Origin of the sequence: Methylomonas sp. TEB, assembly GCF_047777895.1 — a bacterium.
In the GTDB taxonomy this organism is placed as follows: domain Bacteria; phylum Pseudomonadota; class Gammaproteobacteria; order Methylococcales; family Methylomonadaceae; genus Methylomonas.
This window is the reverse complement of sequence record NZ_CP180476.1, coordinates 367,288-389,252: the sequence shown is the minus strand read 5'-3', so window position 1 is coordinate 389,252 and position 21,965 is coordinate 367,288. Positions and strand designations below refer to the sequence as shown.

The window sequence follows — 21,965 nt, the reverse complement described above, 5'->3', positions numbered from 1 at the left end:
TCCTCAATTGCGATGTTTATTCAAAAATTCCACGAAACGCGGAAAGATGTCCTGCGCGGCATTTTTGCCCATGATCACGTCCGCATGCCCGTAATCCGGAATCACCGCCAGTTCATGGCGGCCGGGGACGATTTGCTCCAGGCGTTGGTGGCAAACGATATTGGAATTGCGGAACAAGGCATTGTCCTGGCCGGCGACGAACAGACACGGCGTGTCGATCTCGGCGGCATGCTGGAAATAATTGTCCGGCAAGCTGCGGTAGCGGGGTTCGTTGGGCTGGTATTTCACGGCGGTATTGTTGGCATTGACCATTTTCAACACGTGTCGGTAGTAATTGACGCTACAGCCGCCAAACAAATCACCGCAGCGGCGATGCGTCACATCCTGCAGATTTTCATGTTTGTACAACACAGGAAAGCCCCAGCCCCACATGAAACTGAGCATATGGCACTCCGGCGAGTCGCATTCGTGATGAAACGCCGAAATCGCCGTCGCCAGCAATTTACCCGCCCCCCAACCCGGCTCGCGCCGCCAATAAGGGTTCAGATAATCCACGCCCAAAATATAATCGGCGGCCAGCGGGCCCAGATATAGCTTGATCTTGGCCGGCAGCGGCACGCAAGGCGTCAGCGCCACGCCGTTGGCGATCAGGCTGCGCACGCCGGTCACCGCTTTGCCGAACAAACCCATGGTAAACGCCAACGCCCCAAAGCAGTGGCTGATGACATGAATGCGGGCGGAAGGGCCGACCGCCGCGCGCACGGTGGCGATGGCCGCCGGCATGTCGTATAGCGCCAGATCGTCAACATTGAAGTTGTGTCTATGCAGATTATAGGAATAGCGGTTACTGATCCGACCGTCCAGAGTCCAGACGTCGCCAAAACCGTGGTCCAGCAGATAACTGGTCAGATTGTAATGCTCCGGCATGATGAACATATCGCTGGCGGCGGTCAGGCCCGGCACCAGCACTACCACATCGTCGCTAACCGCACGCTTGAAGCGCAATAAGCTCAGGCCCAGCCGGTCGGCGGTCGTGAACTGATGGGTGCTGACCTCCGCATCCTTGACGCCTTCCAAGGTATACAGTGGGATTTCCCGCTCGAAGCTGCCCATCTTTGGCAACATGGATGGTTTGTAGACTTCCCACAACGCGCCTAAAAAGAAGCCGCCGAAACGTTCGATGGCGTGCAGACGGTCTTTCAATGTATCGCCGCTCGCTTTGATCGTCGTCAGCTGTTTGGCAAAGTCCATCACTTCGATATACAACAAACCGGTGGCGTAGACCTTGGCTTTGGCTTCCTTGTCAGCTTCCACATGGCCCTTGAACAAATTGGTGAACAAGGTGGTAGTGTCGGCCCACAGGTCCGGGCCGACGTTGTTTTGAATCTGTTTGCGACCGCTCAAGGTCATGGCCTGACCATTGGCATCGGTAAAAAACAGCCGGTAGAGCATTTGTTTGCGGTCGGCGTCAGCGCTGTCGACGAACAGATTGAACACACCTTTGTCGACGTTACGCCGGCCGCCGATCAAATCGCCTTCCACGTAGCCTATTGCCGCCGATTGGTGGGCATCGGATTCCAGAAACGTATCCAGATCGTCGCTCTGGATGGTCAGATGAAACATGAAGTAATGGTTATCTTCCTTGCCTTGCTTATAGCCGTCTTCGAAAGCGGTTTGGCCCAGGCTGAGATAGCCTTTCATTTCTTCGGTGAATTCGAATGAGGTTTTATTGGTCGTTGTCATGTCAGTAATTCCTGTGAATTGGGTTTACACGCCCAGACTGGCATCGGGTTTGATGCCGGTGATACCTTCGGCAATCCACTCCGCGGTCGCGGATATGGTGGCTACCGGGTTGGCGCCGACCGCGCTCGGCAAGATCGAGCCGTCTACCACATACAAGCCCTGATAACCGAAAGCTTGGCCGCGCTGCTCAGGATGGCCGCTGACCACGCCTTTGTCCGGCGAGTCGGCCAGAATGCAACCGCCCAAAGGATGTACAGTAACGTTGTGGCGAATCGGCAAGTCCCAAGTCGGCAGTGGGAAAAACCAATGGGATTTGACAAATTTTTTGAATCGCTCCCCGGTCGCAAGTATGGCTTGATACAAGCTCATGCTGGTCTCTTGCGGCCAGTCCAGATCGATACGGTCTGCCTGGTTGAGTGTCAGCGTGCCGTCGCCGTGATCCAGGCCCATGCACAGCATCACCACGGATTTTGAAGATAAATCATCCTTTAGTATCTCGTGTAGCGAGAACCCCAAAGTGCCGTTCCAGACGCCGTTGCTCACGTATTTCTTCAGCCACTCGATTAACGCTTTCACGGCGCGAAGCAGTTTGAGTAAAGTGCTGGTCGGGAAAACGCCTTCGATATACCAGGCCAGTGAAGCCGGATAAGAAGCGTCTTCCAGCACGAAGGCTTGCTGTCTGTTGAAGCGGTCGAACAGGTTGTAATCGGTGTATTGGGTGATTACCGGGCCGTAGTTGGGGTCGGCGTCTTTTTTGCCTTCAATCGCGAACGATAAAAAGTCGCCGTTGCCGGAGAACCAGCGTCCCAGTTGCTCGCTGAGTTTGGGCAGGCTGTGATGCACATCGCGGCAGCGCAGCAATAGCTCGTTGCTGCCGAAGGTGCCTGCCGACACCACGACGCGGCGGGTTTTCAGGCTTTCCAGCTTTCCCGTGGCAAAGTTTTGAAATTCAACCCGATAACCGAATTCGCCGCTGGCGGAGCTGGCGTCGTCGCCATGCTGATTGAGCGGGATGATATTTTCGGCTTGGCAGTCGGTAAATACCTGGCCGCCATGCTGGTGTTGGCCGGCGTGAATGTAGTTCAGATCCAGCGTGTTTTTCGAGTGAGTGTTACAGCCGATATCGCATTCTCCGCAATAGGTACACGAGGTTTGCGTGGCGCCGTAACGGTTTTTTTCCTGCAAACCGATGGGGATGGGTGCGTCCGAACCTTGGTAGTTGTAGTCGTTACCAAAGAACACGCAGATGTCGGCCAGTTTGCTGGTGCGATTATCGTGGGCGGCAAATTCTTGAAACAGTTCGGTGCGGACGATTTTTCTGCGGTCGTCAGTTTGCCAGGATGGCACCGGGCGAGCGCCCAAGACTTGTTTGGCAACTTGATAATACGGGGCCAGGGTGGCTTTATCCAGGCCGGTTGGCCAGCCCTGCTCGAAGACCTGTTCGGGCGGTTCGAGGAAGACGTTGGCGTAAATCAACGAGCCGCCGCCCAGGCCCGCCGAAATCACTGCATCCATTTTTTTGTAATTGCGGACGTCAAACAAGCCGCGCAGATTTTTGTTTTGAATGTGGCGTGGCCGGTCTATCGCCTCGCCTTCCACGCTCCAAAAACTGTCGGAAATTTGTTTGGGCGAGCGGGCGAAAGAGCCCATTGGATAATGCCTGCCGCGTTCCAACAGCAAGACTTTGGAACCCCACTTCTGCGCGAGCCGGCAAAAGCTGATGGAACCGCCGAAACCACTACCGATGACTATCGCTTCGTAATCGAAGTGCTGACTAGCCATTTACACCTCCTCAAGAATGATTTTTTATTATTATTGGCTCATTGCCCTGCTATCGGATGTTGAAGAAAAACGGTGTTGCCGGGTAAAGGCTATTGCTAAAACCCTGTACAGAACAATGTCTTACGGCAGCATGCGTAGACGCCGCCTGGGCAGTATAGCCTAGTTTTTGCCGTGATTCGATTAATGCGAGACGCGCTGCAGACAGAGCCGAGCAAGCCGTTAAACATTCCGTGTTTCAGGGGTAGGCAGGCTATACTGAAGGCCTCTTTTAGCGATAGGTGAGGAGCCGTTATGAAGAAAATATCCGTCAAAAATCCGGTAGTGGAGATCGACGGCGATGAAATGACCCGCATTATCTGGCATTTCATTAAAGACAAATTGATTCTGCCTTACCTGGATCTGCAAATCGATTATTACGACTTAGGCATCGAGCAGCGCGACGCCACCGACGACCAAGTTACCATTGATGCGGCCCACGCCATTCAAAAGCACGGCGTTGGCATCAAATGCGCGACCATCACCCCGGACGAAGCGCGGGTGGCAGAGTTTGGATTGAAAAAAATGTACAAATCACCAAACGGCACGATTCGTAACATCCTGGACGGCACCGTGTTCCGCGAACCGATCATTTGCAAAAACGTGCCGCGCTTGGTGCCGAATTGGACCCAGCCGATCTGTATCGGCCGGCATGCCTTCGGCGATCAATACCGCGCCACCGATTTCGTCACCAAAGGCAAAGGCAAGCTAAAAATCAGCTTCATGCCGGACGACGGCGGCCCGGAGCAAAGTTTCGAGGTCTATCATTTCGAAGGCGACGGCGTCGCGTTGGCGATGTACAACACCGACGAGTCCATCGCTGGTTTCGCTCGCAGCTGTTTCAATGTGGCCTTGGATCGAGGCTGGCCGCTGTATCTTTCCACCAAAAACACCATCCTGAAAAAATACGATGGCCGCTTCAAAGACATCTTCGAAGAAATCTACCAAGCGGAATACAAAGCCTTATACCAAGCCAAAGGCATTGTCTACGAACATAAACTGATCGACGACATGGTGGCTTCAGCCTTGAAATGGAACGGCGCCTTCGTTTGGGCCTGCAAAAACTACGATGGCGATGTGCAATCCGACACGGTGGCCCAAGGTTTTGGCTCACTGGGTTTGATGACCTCCACCTTAGTCACGCCAGATGGCAAAACCATGGAAGCCGAAGCGGCGCATGGCACCGTTACCCGCCATTACCGCATGCATCAACAGGGTAAGAAGACCTCGACCAATCCGATTGCCTCGATTTTTGCCTGGACGCGCGGTTTGGCGTTTCGCGGCAAACTGGACGGCAACGCCGAGTTGATCAACTTCTGCGAAACCTTGGAAAAGGTCTGTGTCGATACCGTCGAGGCCGGGCAAATGACCAAGGATTTGGCCTTGTGTATCTACGGCGACGATTTGAACGACTCGCATTATTTGACGACCGAGGATTTTCTGGAAGCTTTGCGAGCCAATCTGGAACGAAGCCTTTCGGCGTCATGAGGCTTTTGCCGTTCGCTGGGTTTACTCGCAATTCCAGCGAACTTTTAAGTTGCTTACTCGCTCACAGAACACTGAGAAATCATTGCTACAATCCAGGCTAAGTTAATCACTCAGCCCATAGGTACACAAACATCATGCGCTTATTATTGGTAGAAGATGACGCCATCCTTGGTGATGGTTTGAAAGCCGGCTTGACGCTGGAAGGTTATGCGGTGGATTGGTTAATCGACGGCGCCCAAGCCGACGAAGCGCTGAAACTGAACCACTATGATCTGGTGGTGTTGGACTTGAACTTGCCCCGCATGGACGGGATGAGCGTGTTGAAGAATCTGCGCCGCCGCAAGGACAGCACCCCGGTTTTGGTCTTAACCGCCCGCGAAGGCGTCGCCGAACGGGTGGCCGGTCTGGACAATGGCGCCGACGACTTTGTCACCAAACCGTTCGACCTAGCGGAAATTTGCGCGCGCTTACGCGCATTGGCCCGGCGCCACGATGGTCATAGCCTGCCAGTGATCGAACATAAAGGCGTTACCATCGATCCCGCCGCGCACCAAGTGTATTTCAACGGCAAGCCGGTTGATCTGGCGCAAAAAGAATTTGAAGTGCTGAGTTACCTAATGGGACATATCGGCCAAGTTATTTCCCGGGCCCGTCTGGAAGAGTCGCTCTACGCCTGGGGCTCGGAAGTGGAAAGCAATGCGGTGGAAGTACATATTCACCATCTGCGTAAAAAACTGGATAGCAACCTGATTCGGACCATCCGCGGGGTCGGTTACATCATCGACGAGAACTGATGGTCAAACATTTTCGTCTGGCGCCACGCTCCCTGAAAAAGCAGCTGCTGCTGTCGCTCCTAACCTCGCTGTTGTTGGTTTGGGGCGTTACCGCCTACTTCAGTTACAAACAAACCCGCGACGAAGTCACCGAACTATTCAACGCTGAATTAGCTCAATCGGCACGGGTGGTACACGCCTTTGTCGAGAATATGGTCCGGCAACGAGCACTGACCAAGCTTTGGGAACGCGATAAAGCTCCAGAGCTGTTCGACACGCCCATCCTCGGCCACAAATACGAACGCAAAATTGCCTTTCAATTACGCTCAGTGAAAGAGGGGCTGGTGTTGCGCTCGGAAAGCGCGCCGGAATTTGCCTTGTCCTTGACGCGAAACGGCTACAGCGAAACCATGCTGGATGGTCAGCTTTGGCATGTATTTAGCCTGAGTACCGAAAACGGCAATTATGTGATTCATGTCGGTCAACGCGACGATATTCGCCGGGAATTGGTGGAAGGCATCGCCGGCCAGCAAGTGATTGGTTTTTTGATCGCATTGCCGATATTGGGCGTAATGATCTGGTGGATCGTCAGCCGCACCTTGTCGCCGGTCAACCAGGTCAAGGAGCAATTGGCCAGCCGGGCAGCCGGCTTTCTGCAACCGCTGTCGGTGGATAATCTGCCGGACGAGGTATTGCCTGTTGTCACGCAAATCAATAGCTTGTTTGCGATGCTGGAACAGGCTTTTGCAAACGAGCGCAATTTTACCTCCGACGCTTCCCACGAACTGCGCACGCCATTGGCCGGTCTGTTGACGCAAATTCAAGTGGCGCAAAAAACCACCGATACGCAGATGCGCGATCAGGCTTTGCAAAAAGCCCAGCAAGCGGTATCGCGGATGACGCATACGGTGCAACAATTGCTGACCTTGTCGCGAGTGCAGCATCAGCAGGCCGGGATTGCCAAGCAGTCTGTTGATGTTAACGAAGCCTTGATAGAGGTGATTTCCGATTTGGATCACGCCGCCCGCGAGAAGCGTATCGATATTGAATTGCAAGGAGAGCCGGCTCTAGTGATCGTCGCCAATCCTCAGTTATTTCAAGTGTTGTTACGCAACTTGATCGATAACGCTATTAAATATTCGCCGATTGAAGGGCATATCAAAGTAGCTTGTCGCCGCGAAAACAAGCGTTTGCAGTTGACCGTGGACGACAGCGGTCCCGGTGTTGCCGACGACGATTATCAGCGCATCACGCAGCGCTTTTACCGTTGCGTGGAAACCGCCAATAGTGTTGAAGGCAGCGGCTTGGGCTTGTCCATCGTACAGCGCATTGTGGCTTTGCATGCGGCGGATATTAATTTTGCCAAATCAGAATTGGGTGGCTTGCAGGCTCGGGTGCAAGTGGCGTTATTGGCTTAATTGGCTTAGGGTGCAAAACTCCGAACGCCGATAGCATGCTCTACTTTGTCAGGAGGCGCTTGGGGGCAAAGTCGACGAATGACTCAGTGTAAAAACCTTTCAGTGAGAATTTCGAACCGCGCATTTGTTAAAAATCAATACGCGGATGATGTGCAGATAGATCGCCGCATCTAACATCCGTTATCCCGGACAATCTCAATCCAGCCAGATAATCATTTTTTTAGCCTCTTGTCAGAGCCAATCCAATCAGGCAAATCACACAACCGACACTATATGACCGTGTGAAATCACCTGTTTTCCCCCGATTCTAGAATCGCCAAAATTAATATTACTATTTGATTTTTATTCAATTTATTCGCTCGGCACACAATTAGCTGATTTACACGCTCGACGCCAATAGTTGCGCGTACCAAATGTCGTTAAAAGCTAATTTTTGAATCTGAATAGGGCAGAATAATGAATGATAAGCCGCATTTTGCTTGGCTGTTCGCCATTCTCGTCAGCGAAGTGTCCGCTCAAACTAACTTACAAGACCATAGTACGCCGATCTCAGAATTGGAAACCATGGTCGTTACCGCCACGCCGGGACGCAGTTTGGCGATCAAAGACGTTCAAGCCAGTGTCGAAGTCATCACCCCGCAACGGTTAAAAAGCCTTTCGCTACGGACCTTGCCGCAGATTTTGCAATATGCTGCGGGTACCGGTTTTGTGGCCGATTCCGGTACTAGCTCCCGGATTAATTTGCGTGGTTCATCGAACAACCAGACCTTGATTTTGGTCGATGGCTTGCGTAGAACCGGTAAGTTCGGCACCTCCGACTTGACGGGGTTGAGCATCGAAAATATCCAGCAGATCGAGATTATTCGCGGCCCGATGTCGGCGTTATACGGTGCCGATTCAATCGGCGGGGTGATTAACATCATTACCAAGGCGCCGGACGAGCAATTTGGCGCAACCGGCAGTTTTACCTGGGGGCAGGCGGAACGAGGTCAGCGTGACACCTTTATTGAGCGGGCGGGTGTTTCGACCGGCGATTTTCATGGTCTAAAAAATCGTTTTTCTGCTGAAGTGTTTAATAAAAACGATTTACGAGTGGATACCAGCGTCCCCACGACAACGCTCAAGGACATTGATCGCTACTACGTGAATTACGCTGGCTCATATGACTTCACGCCGCAGCGCAAACTGCGTTGGACTGGCGAGATCATGGAGCAAAACGATACCGGCACGGCGTTTAATGGTGTGGGTAATGTCGAAAACGAAGACCGCAAACAAATCAGCCTAACCTACGATGATGTCTATGACTGGGGCAGCGCACGTTTGCTGGGCACCTACGGTCAAACCCTGGCAAATGTCGGGCGGAATGCCCAAGACCCCACTGATATTGAAAAAACCAAATTTGAATTGGGCCAAATTGAAGGCTTTGTAAACTGGTTTGCCAACGATAACTTGACCGTCACCTTAGGTACCGGTGGACGGTTTCAGGATATTGACATCTCGACGTTTGATCGCAGCCGCTTTCCCGGCGCCCAAACGCGCCATGTCTTTCACGCACTATCACAGATCGACTGGGATATTCTCAGTGATGTGAAATTGTTGGCAGGTGTGCGTTACGACACTTTTAGCGATTTTGGCGACGCACTCAATCCTCGGGCCAGCTTATCCTGGTCGCCGGGCGATTTTAATTTTCGGGTTGGTTATGGTTCTGCGTTCAAGGCACCTGAATTTGTCAATATGTTTCCCACTTTTGTACGTACCAGCTTAAGAGGTCCGTTTACCAGTGTGTCAACGATTAACGGCAATCCAAGCTTAAAACCGGAAAAATCTGAAACATTAGAAATGGCCGCCAAATACAGTTTTGACCATAGCAATGTCTACGGCAGCTTGGAAGCGATTGGTCACGTCACCTGGTACGAGGACTTAATCCAGTCTTTAAATACCCGAAATCGCACGGCGGGCAGAGTAATATTCTCGGATTTTAATTACTTCAATACCGGACAGGCAAAGGTACGTGGTACCGAAATCATTTTTAACTTGGGTGTTAAGGACTATTACAACCTATTCGCCTCTTACGAATATCTGGACGCTGAAGATACGCAAACCCATGAGCGCCTGATAGACCGATCCCGTCATGCGTTTCGCTTTCAAAATACCTTTCATCTCCATCCGCAAGTGGATTTATCACTTAATGGCCGGTTTTATGACGGCTATGTCGGCACCAATGCCAATCGTGTGCGTGAGTCCGCTTACCACCATGAGTTTGATGCCAAGCTGGATTACGCCGCCACCCAATGGCTAACCGCCTTTGTGGGTGTCGATAACGTATTTAATCGTGTCACGCCATTTGTCATGGGATTGCAAGGTACTCCCAATGACCCAGGTGGCCGTTTTTATTACACCGGCTTTAACGTCAGTTACTAGGAGGCAACATGCCGTATTGGTTTATTTTTATCGGCGTGCTGAGCGCTGTGGCTGCCTGGGCCGAGGAAGCCCCCAAAGCGCATGAAATGCAACATCACGGGGGCAATCAGCATGCCACGTATTTAAGCGAACCCAGCGCGATTCGTTATTACTTGCCGGATTTAAGCAGTCAGGTTTTGGAAAAGCTGGAATTGCCCAAACTGGGTTTTGAAGGCTATTACGCATTGGTCTTAGAAAAACCGCAGCCCGGCCTGTTAGAAGCCGAAGTGCGCTACAGCTATAAAAACGGTCGCCCCATGAAAGCCAAGCCTCAAGCCTTATTCGGCTTGCAGAAAACCGCGTTGGAAATCGAGCCTGATCCGCATCCCGCCGAGCATGCCCGCTACTTCAGTGGCAAAACCTGGCGCTTTAAAGTGCGCTTTCAGGGTCAACCCGTGCCAAATCAAGCTGTGCAATTTCGCTCACAAAACGGCAGTCAACTCAGTGGCACGACCGATCAACAAGGACGCGTGGCGTTTGAATTGCCGGACGACTTTCGTGCGGTTCAGCCGGGACAAATGGCAAATCCTCCCGCGGAGTTTGCGGTTAGCACCGAATTGAGTGCCAACGACCAACGCTATCGCTCCACACTCAAAGGCGATTATTACGTCTCGCCGCTGCATTGGCAGTCTGTGCCTTGGGGGGCGGGTTTGGCCGGGTTGGGTGTTGTGGTGGGGTTGTGGTTAAACAGACGTTTGTCCAACAAGCCGTTAAACGTCAAAAAATATGCGAGTGCTGTGTCATGAATCTATCCGTAATGCGTAAAACCGTGCAAGGGGCGTTGTTTTTTCTGATGGTTTATGGCGGCTACTGGTTAGGCCCCTATACCACCGACAAACTCAGCAAAGCCTTGCCGGCATTAAGTTGTGCTTACGATCCGTTAAGTGCCGATTATTGCGCCTTAGTGCCGTTGCAACACCAGATTCATCATGGTTTGGAACGGGTGTTCGCCGGACAAATGCCGCTGTGGATGGCCTTACTGCCCATTGCCATTACCCTGGGCACCTTTGTGGTGTTGTTTGTGCTGTTTAGCAAAGCGTTTTGTGGCTGGGTGTGTCCATTGGGGTTCTTCCAGGACATGCTGAGCATTGTCGGCCAAAAATTGGGTTTGCAAGGCAAGCAAAGCTTAACCGACAGTACCGTCGATAAAATTCGGCCCGTTAAGTGGTTGATGCTGTCGCTGCTGGTGTTTGGCTTTCCGTTGCTGGCCGCCGCCGGTTATGTCGATGAAGCCTGGGGCGCGCCGTTTTGTGCTGTCTGCCCAAGTCGCATCATGACTACCTTGATGACCGGCAGCACCGATCAACTGTATGTGGATTCGGCCAGCGCCAGTTTGACCGGTCTGTCCATTGTGGGTGTTTTTTTGTTTGGTTTGATGATCTCGCTGGGCTTGACGGTGCGCCAGCCGTTCTGCCGGATTTGTCCCATGCTGGCCCTGCAAGCCATTTTTCGCAAAGTCGGTTTATTGCGCTTGGTAAAAAACGCCACGCCACGTTGTGATAAGTGCGGTTTATGCGCAAATGCTTGCCCGATGGATATTCGGGAAATTCATACTGAAATGCACAAATACGACATTACGTATCCCGATTGCACGCTGTGTGGTCGTTGTGTGGAGTTTTGCCCGGACGATAAAGTCTTGCAATTGCGTTACGCCGGCTTGCCGGTTTTTTCTTCGTCCAGCCATTACTTCAAACGCCGCAAACAAAGCCAGAAACAATGGGAAACGATTTCCTTGGCCAACCTGCACCGCAAACCTAACGCCGCACAAGAGACTAAATAGTCATGGAACCGACCAGCCTAAGCTTGAGTGCCGCTTTTATACTGGGTTTTACTTATGGTGCCGGAGCCTGCAATATCGCCTGTTTGCCGTATTTGGGGCCGGTGTTTTTCGCCACGGAATCCGGCGGTTTAAAACAGGCCTGGCGTCGAGTCACACCGTTCTCGGTGGGACGACTGGTAGGGTATGCCTGCGCCGGTTTATTGGCAGGGGTATTGGGTGACTTATTGGCCGATACCTTGCAACAAACCGGTTTGCGTTGGCTGCTGGGGCTTGCCACCTTTTGGGTGGCGATTTCGCTGTTTCGCGCCAAACGGGGGGCGCACAAGCCTTGCGCCACCACCCGCAAAACACCCAATCGCCGCTTTGGTTTGGGTACGGGCTTATTTGTAATGGGTCTGGGCATGGCCTTTAATCCTTGTGCGCCTTTAAGCGCCTTGTTACTCGCGGCAGCCACTGCAGGGAGCGCGCTATCGGGCCTGGGGCTGGGCTTGGCGTTTGGTGCGGGGGCAGTGATTTTGCCGACCTTGATTTTCAGCATCGGCGTTGCGCATTTTGCCAGCGAACTGCGCGCCAACTGGGGACGCTGGCGTCCGCATCTGGAGTACGCCAGCGCGGGGATGATGTTGCTGATGGGCGTCGGTACCTGGATGGGCTGGATTACCCCTTAGCGTGGGGCAATTTTGCCAGTAAGCGGTCTAAATCTGCTTCACTTAAAGCACCTAAATGCCGCGTAACGACTTTGCCTTGGGGATTGACCAATACTGTGAAAGGCAGACCTTGACGCTGGTTGCCCAATTTAAAGGCCAGGTCCATGCCGCGTTCATCCACCCATTGCGGGTAATCAATCGCAGTGGTTTGCATAAACTGGCTGACGTTTTCCGGGGTGTCCACCGCAAATCCCAAGATCGCCAACTGCTGGGGATCGGTTTGCGCAAAACGCCGATTGAAATAAGGAATTTCGGTGCGACAGGGCTGACACCAAGTCGCCCAGAAATTAATCAACAACCAACGCCCTCGCCATTGCTCCAGGCTTTGGGGTTCGCCTTGCAGATTGGTATAGCGCACGGACTCAATCCGCTCGACAGGCCGATGCGACTGACTATAGAGCCAGACCGCCGAACTCAACACGAGTGCAAATAACAGATGGGGGAGCCAAAATTTCATGATGGGTCGGAAACTAAAGGTTTAGCGTGAACGGCAGCAGCTAGGGCGCGATAACCAACGGGCATTGCGCCGTGTTGGCCTTCGATCATGCGGCGTAATACGCTGTCGCTATTCCGCCCTAAGGAGTACTCGGTGAACCGTCACGTGGCAATACGGGTAGTTTAAAGGGTTTTCAGCGCTGTTTGCGCATAATGATTGAGTGTCCAGTTTTTTGATGGATTGATTTTTTAACGAGGTGTACATAATGAACAAAGGATGGATGATTTTGGTGGGTTTACTTGGGCTGCAAGTCGCTTATGCGGATCAGCTTGTGGTAGTGGCCGGGGCCACCGGGCGCACTGGCGTGCATGTGGTGCAGCAGCTTCAGGGACAGGGAGTTAAAGTGCGGGCCTTGGTGCGCGATGCCAACAAAGCCAAGGAAACTCTGGGGGATGGTGTGGAAACCGTGATAGCGGATGTTAAAGACCCGGCCAGTTTGCAACGTGCTTTAGTCGGCGCGACGGCAGTGGTCTCTGCAATAGGCTCGGGCGGTGATTGGTTCGGTGATAACGGCCCGGAATTTGTTGATTACGCGGGTAACAAAAATCTGGCTTTAGCCGCCAAAGCTGCCGGTGTTCAGCATATGGTGCTGGTGTCTTCAATGGGCATCAGCAATTTGCAACACCCTTTAAATCGACGCTTCAATAATGTGCTGATCTGGAAATACCTAGGCGAGGAAGCACTTAGAAAAAGCGGTGTTCCGTACACCATTATTCGCCCTGGCGGCTTGAAAGACGATGCGGCGGGGACACGGGGCATTCGGCTAACGGCTGCCGATCAATCGGGACAAGGTACCGTTAATCGGGCCGATGTGGCATTAGCGTGCGTCAAGGCATTGTTCAACCCCGCCGCACAAGGTAAAACCTTTGAGCTGACCAACACTGATCAAACCGGCGATGTTAGCGATTGGTCGGCTTTATTTGCTGGCGTGGAGCCGGACAAAGAATGAGCCTGCGTACCGGTTTAAGCAAATGGCTCATGCTCGGATTATGGGCAACCAGTCTGACAGCCAGTGCCGATAAAATTCTGGTTGCCGGTGCCACTGGCGGCACCGGGCAACGCATCGTGCATCATTTGCTGCAACAAGGAGAGTCGGTGCGGATTTTTGCTCGCGATGCTGACAAAGCACAACGCTTGTTCGGCTCGACAGCGGGCTTGGAAATCCATATCGGCGACATTCGCGATTCGCAAGCCGTCGCTCAGGCCGTGCAAGGGGTCACGCATATTATTTCTGCGGTCGGTGCACGGAGTCAGGATGAAGACGATCCCAACAGTGCGCGTTATGTCGATTACGAAGGTACGCAGCATCTGGTCAAAGCCGCTCAGCAAGTCGGCATACAGCAGATCATCTTGGTGTCGACCGCAGGTTTGAGTGATTCGGTGTACGCCGAGTCGGTCGAAAATCGTCCGATTTTGTTCTGGAAAAAACAAGCTGAGCAAGCCGTTCAATCCAGTGGCATTCCTTACACTTTGGTGCGTCCCGGTCGTTTGCTGGATGAAGAGGGTGGGCAATTCGGCATGCTCGTGACGCAAGGCGACTATCAACGTGGGGAAGGTATTGCCCGCGACGACGTGGCACGGGTCTGTGTTGCTGCGCTGAAACAACCGGCGGCCTATCGGAAAACCTTTGAAATTTCCCGTGACCGTAATGAAGAGTCGATCAGCGATTGGGCCGAATTTTTTGCAGACTTGCGCAGCGATTAAAACATGCTGAATTCAACCTTACGCTTGCTGGCGCGTGACGAGCCAGGTCAGTCTCGGCTTGCGGCCTGGGTGGGCTTTGCGTATTTCTTTTTTCTGCTCAGCAGCTATTACGTGTTACGGCCTGTGCGGGAAATGCTGGGGGTAAGCGGTGGTACTAAAAACCTGCCCTGGTTATTTAGCGCTACCTTTGCCGCCATGCTGTTAGCCGTACCGGCCTACGGCTGGATTTGCAGCCGTTTTCCACGTCGTCGTTTTTTGCCTTGGGTGTATGGCTTTTTTATCAGCCATTTACTGCTGTTCTATGGCTTGTTGCAATGGGACATCAACAATCTCTGGGTAGCCAGAAGTTTTTTTGTTTGGCTGAGCGTGTTTAGTCTGTTTACGGTTTCGGTGTTCTGGAGCTTTATGACCGACGTATTCGACAAGCAGCTCGCACAGCGCTTGTTTGGATTTATTTCCGCCGGCGGTAGCTTGGGAGCAATGGTGGGCCCGTTGCTGGCAACCGGCCTGGTGGGCGCTATTGGCCCGGCAAGCTTGTTATTGTTGTCCGCCCTATTGCTGGCTTTGACTTTACCCTGCATTCATTTTTTGCTGCGCTGGCAAGCCGGACAAACCACCGACCATTCAGCCCGATTTGCCGGGGATCAGCCCGTGGCGGGTGGTGTCTTGTCCGGTTTGGGCTTGCTGTTGCGCAGCCCTTACCTGTTGGGCATTAGTGGTTTTATTTTGCTGGCCAGTGCCAACGGCACGTTTTTGTATTTGCTGCAGGCCGATTTTGTGGCCAACACGTTTACCGACAAAACCCAGCAGACTCAAGTCTTCGGTGCGATAGACAGCGTGGTGAACGGCTTGTCAATTCTGGTGCAGCTGATCTTCACCCGCCGCATTATCGCCACGCTGGGTGCGGCCTGGACACTGGCGAGTATTCCCATCATCATGGCCCTCGGCTTTGCCGCATTTGGCTGGAACCCGAGTTTGCCCTTGTTGTTGGTATTGATGATTTTACGCCGGGTCGGGGATTACGCCATTCTGCGGCCGGCACGCGAAATGCTGTTCGCGCCGCTTGATCGGGTCACCAAATACAAGGCCAAGAACATTATCGATACCGTCGTTTTTCGCGGGGGTGATGCCCTGACCAGTTGGCTATATGCGCCATTCGGCGCCTTAGGCATCGGCTTGATCGCCGCTGTTATTGCCAGCGCTTGGGCGGGTTTGGGATTCGTTTTGGGCCGACGACATCAACAGACACAACGCTGAAAAGCTGGCTGGTTAGTTGCGATGCAGTCAAACCCTGCCTTCGATTCCGGTACGATTGCGTCAGCACGGAATGACTGCTCATGGACGAGTCTAAATGGCGAGTTATAACTAAATCTGGTGTACGGCCCGACTTGATGAAAGGTGGCGCCCTCTGCTGAAATGAGATTGACGAGATCGAATAACAGCAAAATGAGAGACGCCATGAACAAAGATAATGCAAAAGACTGGAATAATGCCAGTGGGATTAACGATCCTTTGACGGATTTGTTGAAGACGGGTGCTAGAGCCTTGATCCAACAAGCCGTTGAGGCGGAGCTACAGGCTTTTCTGGGCGAATACGCCAAGGTTACCGATTTACGGGGCCGGCAAACCGTGGTGCGTAATGGCTATTTGCCTGAGCGGGAGATCGTGACGGGCGTGGGTAACGTGACGGTCAAAATCCCCAAGGTTCGAGACCGTTCCGGCGGCAGGATCAAGTTCAACTCGTCGCTGGTGCCGCCGTATGTTCGCAAGACAAAACGGGTGGAAGCGGCCTTACCCTGGCTGTATTTGCGCGGCATTTCCACCGGCGACATGCAGTCGGCCTTATCGGTGTTGCTGGGTGACGATGCCAAAGGCTTGTCACCTGCCGTGGTTAGCCGCCTGAAAGCCCAATGGGCCGAGGATTATCTGGCCTGGAATCGGCGAGATTTATCGAAGGAGCGCACTGTGTATGTCTGGGCCGACGGCATCTATTCGACCCTGCGTGGCGAGGATGATCGGCTGTGCCTATTGGTCATCATCGGAGTCAACGAACAGGGTGAAAAGCGCTTGCTGGCCTTATCGGACGGTTATCGGGAATCGAAAGCCTCGTGGCTGAGTGTTTTGCAGGATTTACAAACGCGAGGTCTACAGGACGTGCCGAAACTGGCTACCGGCGACGGCGCTTTGGGTTTCTGGGCAGCCATCAACGAAGCTTGGCCCACCACACAACACCAGCGCTGCTGGGTGCATAAGACGGCGAATGTGCTGGCGACGCTACCCGATTCAATCCAAGGCAAGGCCAAGGCGGGGCTGAAAGAAATCTGGATGGCGGAAACCAAAGCCCTGGCCAATCAAGCCTTCGACACGTTCTTGCGTGACTTTGAAGCCAAGTACCCCAAGGCGGTGGGCGTGTTGGAAAAAGACCGTGAATCGCTATTGGCCTTTTACGACTTTCCCGCCGAGCACTGGATACACATTCGGACGACAAATCCGATCGAATCCAGCTTTGCGACGATTCGCCATCGGACCACCCGCACCAAGAACTGCGTGTCCCGCAATACCTTGTTGGGGTTAGTGTTCCAATTGACGTTAACCGCCGAGAAGAGTTGGCGCAAAATACGCGGATTTAAACGATTGCCGGATGTGATTAAGGGCACATCCGTTTTCAGGACGGCATTGCTGTCATCATGGAACCGGAGAAAACAGAAGAAACACAGCAGATGGCCGCCTGATTCAATTCAGCCATACACCAGATTTGACTATTTCTCCTAAATGGCGGGATCGACCCGTTGCTGTCGGTCAGATAGAATTTCTTAATGACAGCAGCAATAAACTAAGCAGTCAGTGAATAGACTAATACGACAGAGGAACTTCACGCGCAGCAGGTATTACTGGTGTTTTTGCGCAGACAGTTTCTGGAACGATACTATCGGACTCGGTTTGCTCATGGCATAACGAAAGACTCAATGCGTAGTTACAACATCCCCCTCCTGATGGCGAACTGTCATATGCAAAACTGTAGATTCCACCCATATTTGGTAAACCTAAAATACCATGAGCAGCATAAGAATCCTTACTTTCGTCTTTCTGAGGAAAAATAAAAGCTCTACCAGCTCGATAGTTAGAAGTTATGCACGCTGTAACATTAGAATTATGCGATGATTTGCTACAGTTTGCAGGCTCATTTCCAACTAAGACATGCAGAACATTCGTCAAAATTTCATCCGCTTTACCAGCAAAACAATAGTCAATTTTAGAAAATAACATTAAGAATAGAATTAAACTAAATCTGAAGATCATAATGTTTATTATATATTAAGTATCAATTCTGAAAGTGGAGCAAGGTTGTTTCCGAATCGCTGATATTTTCTATTTGCATATCTAACATGCGAGTCCATAACATTTTCTCGTATTAAAGTCATATATAATTTCGTGTGATTCTTGTCCCGTTGGTACAGGAACTCCAACTGGAACGAAAAATCTTGAAAAAATCGGCAAGTTCGAAGGTAGTTTGAACGGTTTTAATGCCACATAAGTGTGGTCGTCCAATAGTATTTTCGGCTGAGATTTGTTGTTGCCAGTAATCGGTAACATATCAATTATCGGCACGTTCTCCAGCACTATATCTATCCAATCATCAACATCCTCTTGTGTTGCCATGCGGATTAATCCTTGTGCAATCGCAACATCCAGCCCCGCTTGTCCGGCAGGAAGTATATAGAAAGACTCTGGCGGAGTTCCTGGTGAAGTTACGATTTTTGTACCATCGATTGGTTCGTTGCCGACCACTACTTTGCCATCTTTTGGCAGATAGACCATTTTGATGGGTGGGCCCAACAGGCGGTTCGATAGCCGATCTACCTCTTTAAGATCATCTTGATTGTCATTCACATAAAATTTCCCACAAAAGTCAATAATCGGGATATTCGGTGGCAAACCAGCTATGGCTTGACGATAGAAGCCTCCAATCACAACGCTAGCAATATGAGTTTTTTCGGACCAACTAATATTCCAAACCGTCGGTTCATAGGCACCAAGAAATAAGACAACAGGTGTTTGTTGATAGTTAACGAGCACATCGACTTGATTGGCTTCGTAACTGCTCGTATCAATTTTGAGTCCAAGCTTACGTTTATTCAAATTATGTCGTTTAAACGTTCCTGCGCCAAACACTGTAAAACTATCGGGAAGTGAAGATTGAATACTTTCGCATAAATGATTATTTGATTTTAAATTTATCGTTGAGGACTCGAGCTTATCTAGAGAAAAATTACACGTACTTTTTGGGTCTATAAAGTCGTTGGTATATTTTCCTCTACACCGAGATAGATTAAATGAATCATTGCATAGCATGCCCTTACAGTCGGGAATACGGTATGAATAACGATATACGCCACCATTTTCCGGTAGGCCAATCATCCCATTAATAAAATTATAGTCATTGTCCTCTGGACCCTGTAGAGAAAAATAAAACGCTTTGTTGGAGCGATAGGCATTAGTCATGCAATCGCTGATCTTTGAAATTTCTTGAGTTGGCAAATACCGCAACTTATAAATTTCAAACTCGTAAGTTCCGCAAGGAATTACATCCTCGCCAACTAAATAATGTAATCGACGCTTGAAATTTTGATTTGCGCTATCGGCTCGACTGTAACTTGCAGAAAACACAAATACTAAGAAAAAAAACAGACTGTATTTTGAATGCGTCATATAAAGGAGATTACTTGACAATTAGATATTTCAGATGAAATATAGACGAGATTTTAAGCTTTATTGGTCGAAATTGATTAGCATCCATCATCAAATGGCAACTTTGAAAACCTTTATAGGCCGTTCCCTGAAATTGTTGATCGACCGGTTTTGGCCGATCCAAGGCATTCAAAATCGGGAAGGGTTTCTATCTGAACCGGTGGCGGCTTGTGATCGGAATACGCAGTTAAACGGTTGATCGGGTCAGGATGACAGGATTTTGCCCGTCACCTTTTCCACCGCACCAGACATGCGATTTTCCGCAGCCTCCGGTTGAGTCGAACAGTATAGGCCGCTAATTTCAGTCGGCACTTCACTAGATTTCGGCCATAAAGAATCCAGTTTGTCAGGGTGTGTCCCGGCAGTGGGGGCACTCTAGTCTAATTGGCGGATTGCCTATCGGCATCCGCCCTACGGCCCTGATGTTTAACGGGTAGTAAACATGGGGTTTTGCTTGGCTGTTGAGAAAAATGCCAAAAGCCTGCTTTTGTATTCAGTAATTAAAGCTGAGCTCCACCAGAAAGTTACGCCCTGGATTGGGGGCAAATTGGAAGTACTGTTCGTTGCTTAAGTTGTTGGCCATGAAGCCGACACTGACGTTTTTAGTGGGACTGTATTTGATTTTGGCATCCATTAACCAGAAGGCCTGAAAACCACCGTACACATCGTGCACAACGTCAATGTTTTCAGCCGTATCAAATGATTCGGACACATGCCGGCCAATCAAGCTGCCGGACCATTCATTCCAATTGGCTTCCAGACCCACGGTCAATAAATGTTCCGGTGAATTCGGCAAGCGTTTGCCTTCTGAAGCGGGTATGCCAGGACTGGAAAGCGTGGTTGCGGTAGGGGTCCAGGTGTAATTGCTGAATAGCGACAGCCAATTCGTCAGGTTCTGGTCAATTGATAATTCCACGCCTCGGGTAAGCGCTTCAGCGGCATTAACGCGTTGCGAGCCGGTAAAGTTGGCGCGGCGTTCGATCACCCGGTTTGAAATTAAGTCCGATAAATGGTTTTCAAAAAACGTGGCTTTAATTTGAGTGCCGGTTTTCTCGATTTTCTGGTCAACACCCACTTCCCAAGATAAGTTGCTTTCGGGTACTAGATTGGGATTGGACAACACCGTCGCGACCACGCCACGGCGTGAATCAACATACAGGTCTTGCAAGGTGGGTGGGCGAAACGATTTGCCTGCCGATGCGCGTAAGGTGGCACCTTCCCAGGCATCTTTATAAATCAAAGACAGTTTGGGGTTGACTTCGACGCTTTCCTGCGTGGATTCGGGATTGAAGGTATTAAATGCGTAATCTCTGCTGATTCCTGTGGCTTGCCACCAATCGACCCGCGTGCCCAAATAAGCGGTAAATTGATCGGTAAAGCGGATTTCATCTTGCGCAAAAAATGAAGTAGTGTCCGTTGATGCATCGGCCACCAAGCGAGTGCCTGTCCGACTGTCGCGATCGTTCCATTGGCTCAGATCGTAATCGTTACGATCCATTTCACCATGATCCACTTCAAATCCCGTGGTGATAATTTGACTTTTGGTCAGTGGAAACACGAGCTGCGCCCTACCGTTGACCATCGTGCTTCGGGTATGGTTTGACGTACCCGGACCGCCACCTAAACCCGAGGTGTTAATGACGTTGGTAAACCAGGTGTCCCGGGAGGTGTGGTTGAAGTTGACGGTTAATGCTGTATCCGCACTGAAATTGTGTTCAAACTTCCAAAAGCTGCGCAAATCGTCTTCATGCGATGGCGAATTCAGAAACACGTTTGGGGTTACTTGCCCCAATAAGGTGCCATTCTGCCGAATCCTGCCGCTGATGACCGGATTGCCGTTTGCATCGCGGAGATAGCTGTTAAACGGATCCTGACTGTAACCAATGTCGGAGTAAAAGTAATGGAGACCGCCCGAAAGACGCGTGTAGTCGTTAAAGTCATAATAGGCTTTGATATGGCTGTTGTGCGATTCCCAAGGCGCGCGGCCATGATCGCCGACTAGATAAGCGGTTTGTCCTTGCGCGGTGGTCGTGGGGATTGCGCCCGTGACATTGGTAATTGGTCCGCCGCCGCCCGGATTGGCAAAACCCCAGATGTCACGAATGCCGTCATTCAGTTCGTGGTGGTGGCCCAAACTGATGGCCAAGCCATTGTCGAACACATCCCGGTAGATGCCGCTGGCTGTCATGCCTTCGGCGGCATCAAATTGATAGGTGCCTTTTACCAGCACTTCGCGTTTGGTGGGTTTTTTGGTGACGATACGCATGGTGCCGGCAAACGCATTACCGCCATACAGCGCTGAGCCAGCTCCGGGCACCAATTCCACTTGTTCGACGTCCTCTGAAAAGATCGCGCCGTAGTTAACGGTACCGAAACTCGGATCGTTCATTTTTTGGTCGTCGAGTAAGACAACAGTACGTGCCGTGCCGCTAATGCCGCGGATGGACTGGCGTACCGCACGGTTAGCGGCAGGCGGTAATGCACTGGTGGCACCAATCGCCATGTATACGCCGGGCATTTCTCGCACAATGTCCCCGATGCGACGTACATCGCGGAGTGCGATTTGTTTATCGTCAATCAAGTGCAAGGTGCCTGGAGCGTCCTCGATTGATTGTTCAGATAAAGTTGCTGAAACCACCATAGTACTCAGTTCGGTAGCTTGGTCTTTTTTGGGTGCTTCCGATGTCGCAGCGGGCTGGTCTTTGGAATCGTCTGTTTCCGGCTCGGCCAAACTGACCTGGCAGCATAGTGCCAGACTGATGGCAGCCGCCAGTCGAGGGTATTGCATAGGCTTGTTCATAAAAGTAAAGGGTGGGTTTTATTTAGAAT

17 protein-coding genes and 1 pseudogene are annotated in these 21,965 nt (G+C 51.4%); 12 read left to right on the top strand and 6 right to left on the bottom strand.

Annotation, left to right across the window (positions count from 1 at the left end):
• Positions 1–3: 3 nt before the first annotated feature.
• Together ACMXD4_RS01680 and ACMXD4_RS01675 are read right to left on the bottom strand one after the other, a co-directional pair.
• Positions 4–1,743 carry an alpha/beta fold hydrolase gene (locus ACMXD4_RS01680; protein WP_171696827.1) on the bottom strand — a complete coding sequence of 580 codons (1,740 nt, stop codon included), beginning with the start codon at positions 1,741–1,743 and terminating at the stop codon, positions 4–6.
• A gap of 24 nt (positions 1,744–1,767) precedes the next feature.
• Positions 1,768–3,525 (bottom strand): GMC oxidoreductase, encoded by a 1,758-nt coding sequence (locus tag ACMXD4_RS01675; protein ID WP_415879665.1) that lies wholly within the window; start codon positions 3,523–3,525, stop codon positions 1,768–1,770.
• Positions 3,526–3,816: 291 nt separating this feature from the next.
• On the opposite strand from ACMXD4_RS01675, the gene ACMXD4_RS01670 reads away from it, so the two are divergent.
• From ACMXD4_RS01670 to ACMXD4_RS01640, 7 genes are all read left to right on the top strand, one after another.
• The gene (locus ACMXD4_RS01670; RefSeq protein ID WP_415879664.1) at positions 3,817–5,049 is read left to right on the top strand and encodes an NADP-dependent isocitrate dehydrogenase; all 1,233 of its coding nucleotides are present in this window, start codon (positions 3,817–3,819) and stop codon (positions 5,047–5,049) included.
• A gap of 134 nt (positions 5,050–5,183) precedes the next feature.
• Positions 5,184–5,843 (top strand): response regulator, encoded by a 660-nt coding sequence (locus ACMXD4_RS01665; protein ID WP_033158182.1) that lies wholly within the window; start codon positions 5,184–5,186, stop codon positions 5,841–5,843.
• Positions 5,843–7,240, top strand: coding sequence for an ATP-binding protein (locus ACMXD4_RS01660; RefSeq protein ID WP_415879663.1), 1,398 nt, complete (start codon positions 5,843–5,845; stop codon positions 7,238–7,240). The genes ACMXD4_RS01665 and ACMXD4_RS01660 overlap by 1 nt, the downstream gene beginning before the upstream one ends.
• A gap of 456 nt (positions 7,241–7,696) precedes the next feature.
• Entirely contained in the window at positions 7,697–9,661 is a 1,965-nt protein-coding gene (locus tag ACMXD4_RS01655; protein ID WP_415879662.1) for a TonB-dependent receptor plug domain-containing protein, read from the top strand.
• An 8-nt stretch (positions 9,662–9,669) separates the two neighbouring features.
• Complete coding sequence (locus ACMXD4_RS01650) at positions 9,670–10,446, top strand: hypothetical protein (RefSeq protein ID WP_415879661.1); 777 nt, start codon at positions 9,670–9,672, stop codon at positions 10,444–10,446.
• Positions 10,443–11,480 carry a 4Fe-4S binding protein gene (locus ACMXD4_RS01645; RefSeq protein ID WP_415879660.1) on the top strand — a complete coding sequence of 346 codons (1,038 nt, stop codon included), beginning with the start codon at positions 10,443–10,445 and terminating at the stop codon, positions 11,478–11,480. Before ACMXD4_RS01650 ends, ACMXD4_RS01645 begins: the two co-directional genes overlap by 4 nt.
• A gap of 2 nt (positions 11,481–11,482) precedes the next feature.
• The gene (locus ACMXD4_RS01640) at positions 11,483–12,148 is read left to right on the top strand and encodes a sulfite exporter TauE/SafE family protein (protein ID WP_415879659.1); all 666 of its coding nucleotides are present in this window, start codon (positions 11,483–11,485) and stop codon (positions 12,146–12,148) included.
• Here the strand turns inward: ACMXD4_RS01640 and ACMXD4_RS01635 are convergent.
• Positions 12,138–12,644 (bottom strand): TlpA family protein disulfide reductase, encoded by a 507-nt coding sequence (locus ACMXD4_RS01635; RefSeq protein ID WP_415879658.1) that lies wholly within the window; start codon positions 12,642–12,644, stop codon positions 12,138–12,140. The two genes, ACMXD4_RS01640 and ACMXD4_RS01635, sit on opposite strands and share 11 nt — an antisense overlap.
• Before the next feature lie 244 nt (positions 12,645–12,888).
• Here ACMXD4_RS01635 and ACMXD4_RS01630 point away from each other — a divergent pair, with 244 nt between their 5' ends.
• From ACMXD4_RS01630 to ACMXD4_RS01615, 4 genes and pseudogenes are all read left to right on the top strand, one after another.
• Complete coding sequence (locus tag ACMXD4_RS01630) at positions 12,889–13,632, top strand: SDR family oxidoreductase (RefSeq protein WP_415879657.1); 744 nt, start codon at positions 12,889–12,891, stop codon at positions 13,630–13,632.
• Positions 13,629–14,387, top strand: a complete 759-nt coding sequence (locus ACMXD4_RS01625; protein WP_415879656.1) for an SDR family oxidoreductase — start codon at positions 13,629–13,631, stop codon at positions 14,385–14,387. Before ACMXD4_RS01630 ends, ACMXD4_RS01625 begins: the two co-directional genes overlap by 4 nt.
• 3 nt (positions 14,388–14,390) lie before the next feature.
• Positions 14,391–15,644, top strand: coding sequence for an NTP/NDP exchange transporter (locus ACMXD4_RS01620; protein ID WP_415879655.1), 1,254 nt, complete (start codon positions 14,391–14,393; stop codon positions 15,642–15,644).
• Between the two features lie 201 nt (positions 15,645–15,845).
• Positions 15,846–17,119, top strand: a pseudogene (locus ACMXD4_RS01615) (IS256 family transposase).
• A 121-nt stretch (positions 17,120–17,240) separates the two neighbouring features.
• On the opposite strand, the gene ACMXD4_RS01610 reads toward ACMXD4_RS01615, so the two are convergent.
• Both ACMXD4_RS01610 and ACMXD4_RS01605 read right to left on the bottom strand, forming a co-directional pair.
• A complete protein-coding gene (locus tag ACMXD4_RS01610; RefSeq protein WP_415879654.1) occupies positions 17,241–17,687 on the bottom strand; it encodes a hypothetical protein in 447 nt (148 codons plus the stop codon).
• 81 nt (positions 17,688–17,768) lie between these two features.
• Positions 17,769–19,097 carry a hypothetical protein gene (locus ACMXD4_RS01605; protein WP_415879653.1) on the bottom strand — a complete coding sequence of 443 codons (1,329 nt, stop codon included), beginning with the start codon at positions 19,095–19,097 and terminating at the stop codon, positions 17,769–17,771.
• Between the two features lie 34 nt (positions 19,098–19,131).
• On the opposite strand from ACMXD4_RS01605, the gene ACMXD4_RS01600 reads away from it, so the two are divergent.
• A complete protein-coding gene (locus ACMXD4_RS01600; RefSeq protein ID WP_415879652.1) occupies positions 19,132–19,335 on the top strand; it encodes a hypothetical protein in 204 nt (67 codons plus the stop codon).
• A 294-nt stretch (positions 19,336–19,629) separates the two neighbouring features.
• Here the strand turns inward: ACMXD4_RS01600 and ACMXD4_RS01595 are convergent, their stop codons facing one another.
• On the bottom strand, positions 19,630–21,924 hold the full coding sequence (locus ACMXD4_RS01595) for a TonB-dependent receptor plug domain-containing protein (RefSeq protein WP_415879651.1): 2,295 nt from the start codon (positions 21,922–21,924) through the stop codon (positions 19,630–19,632).
• Positions 21,925–21,965 lie beyond the last annotated feature (41 nt).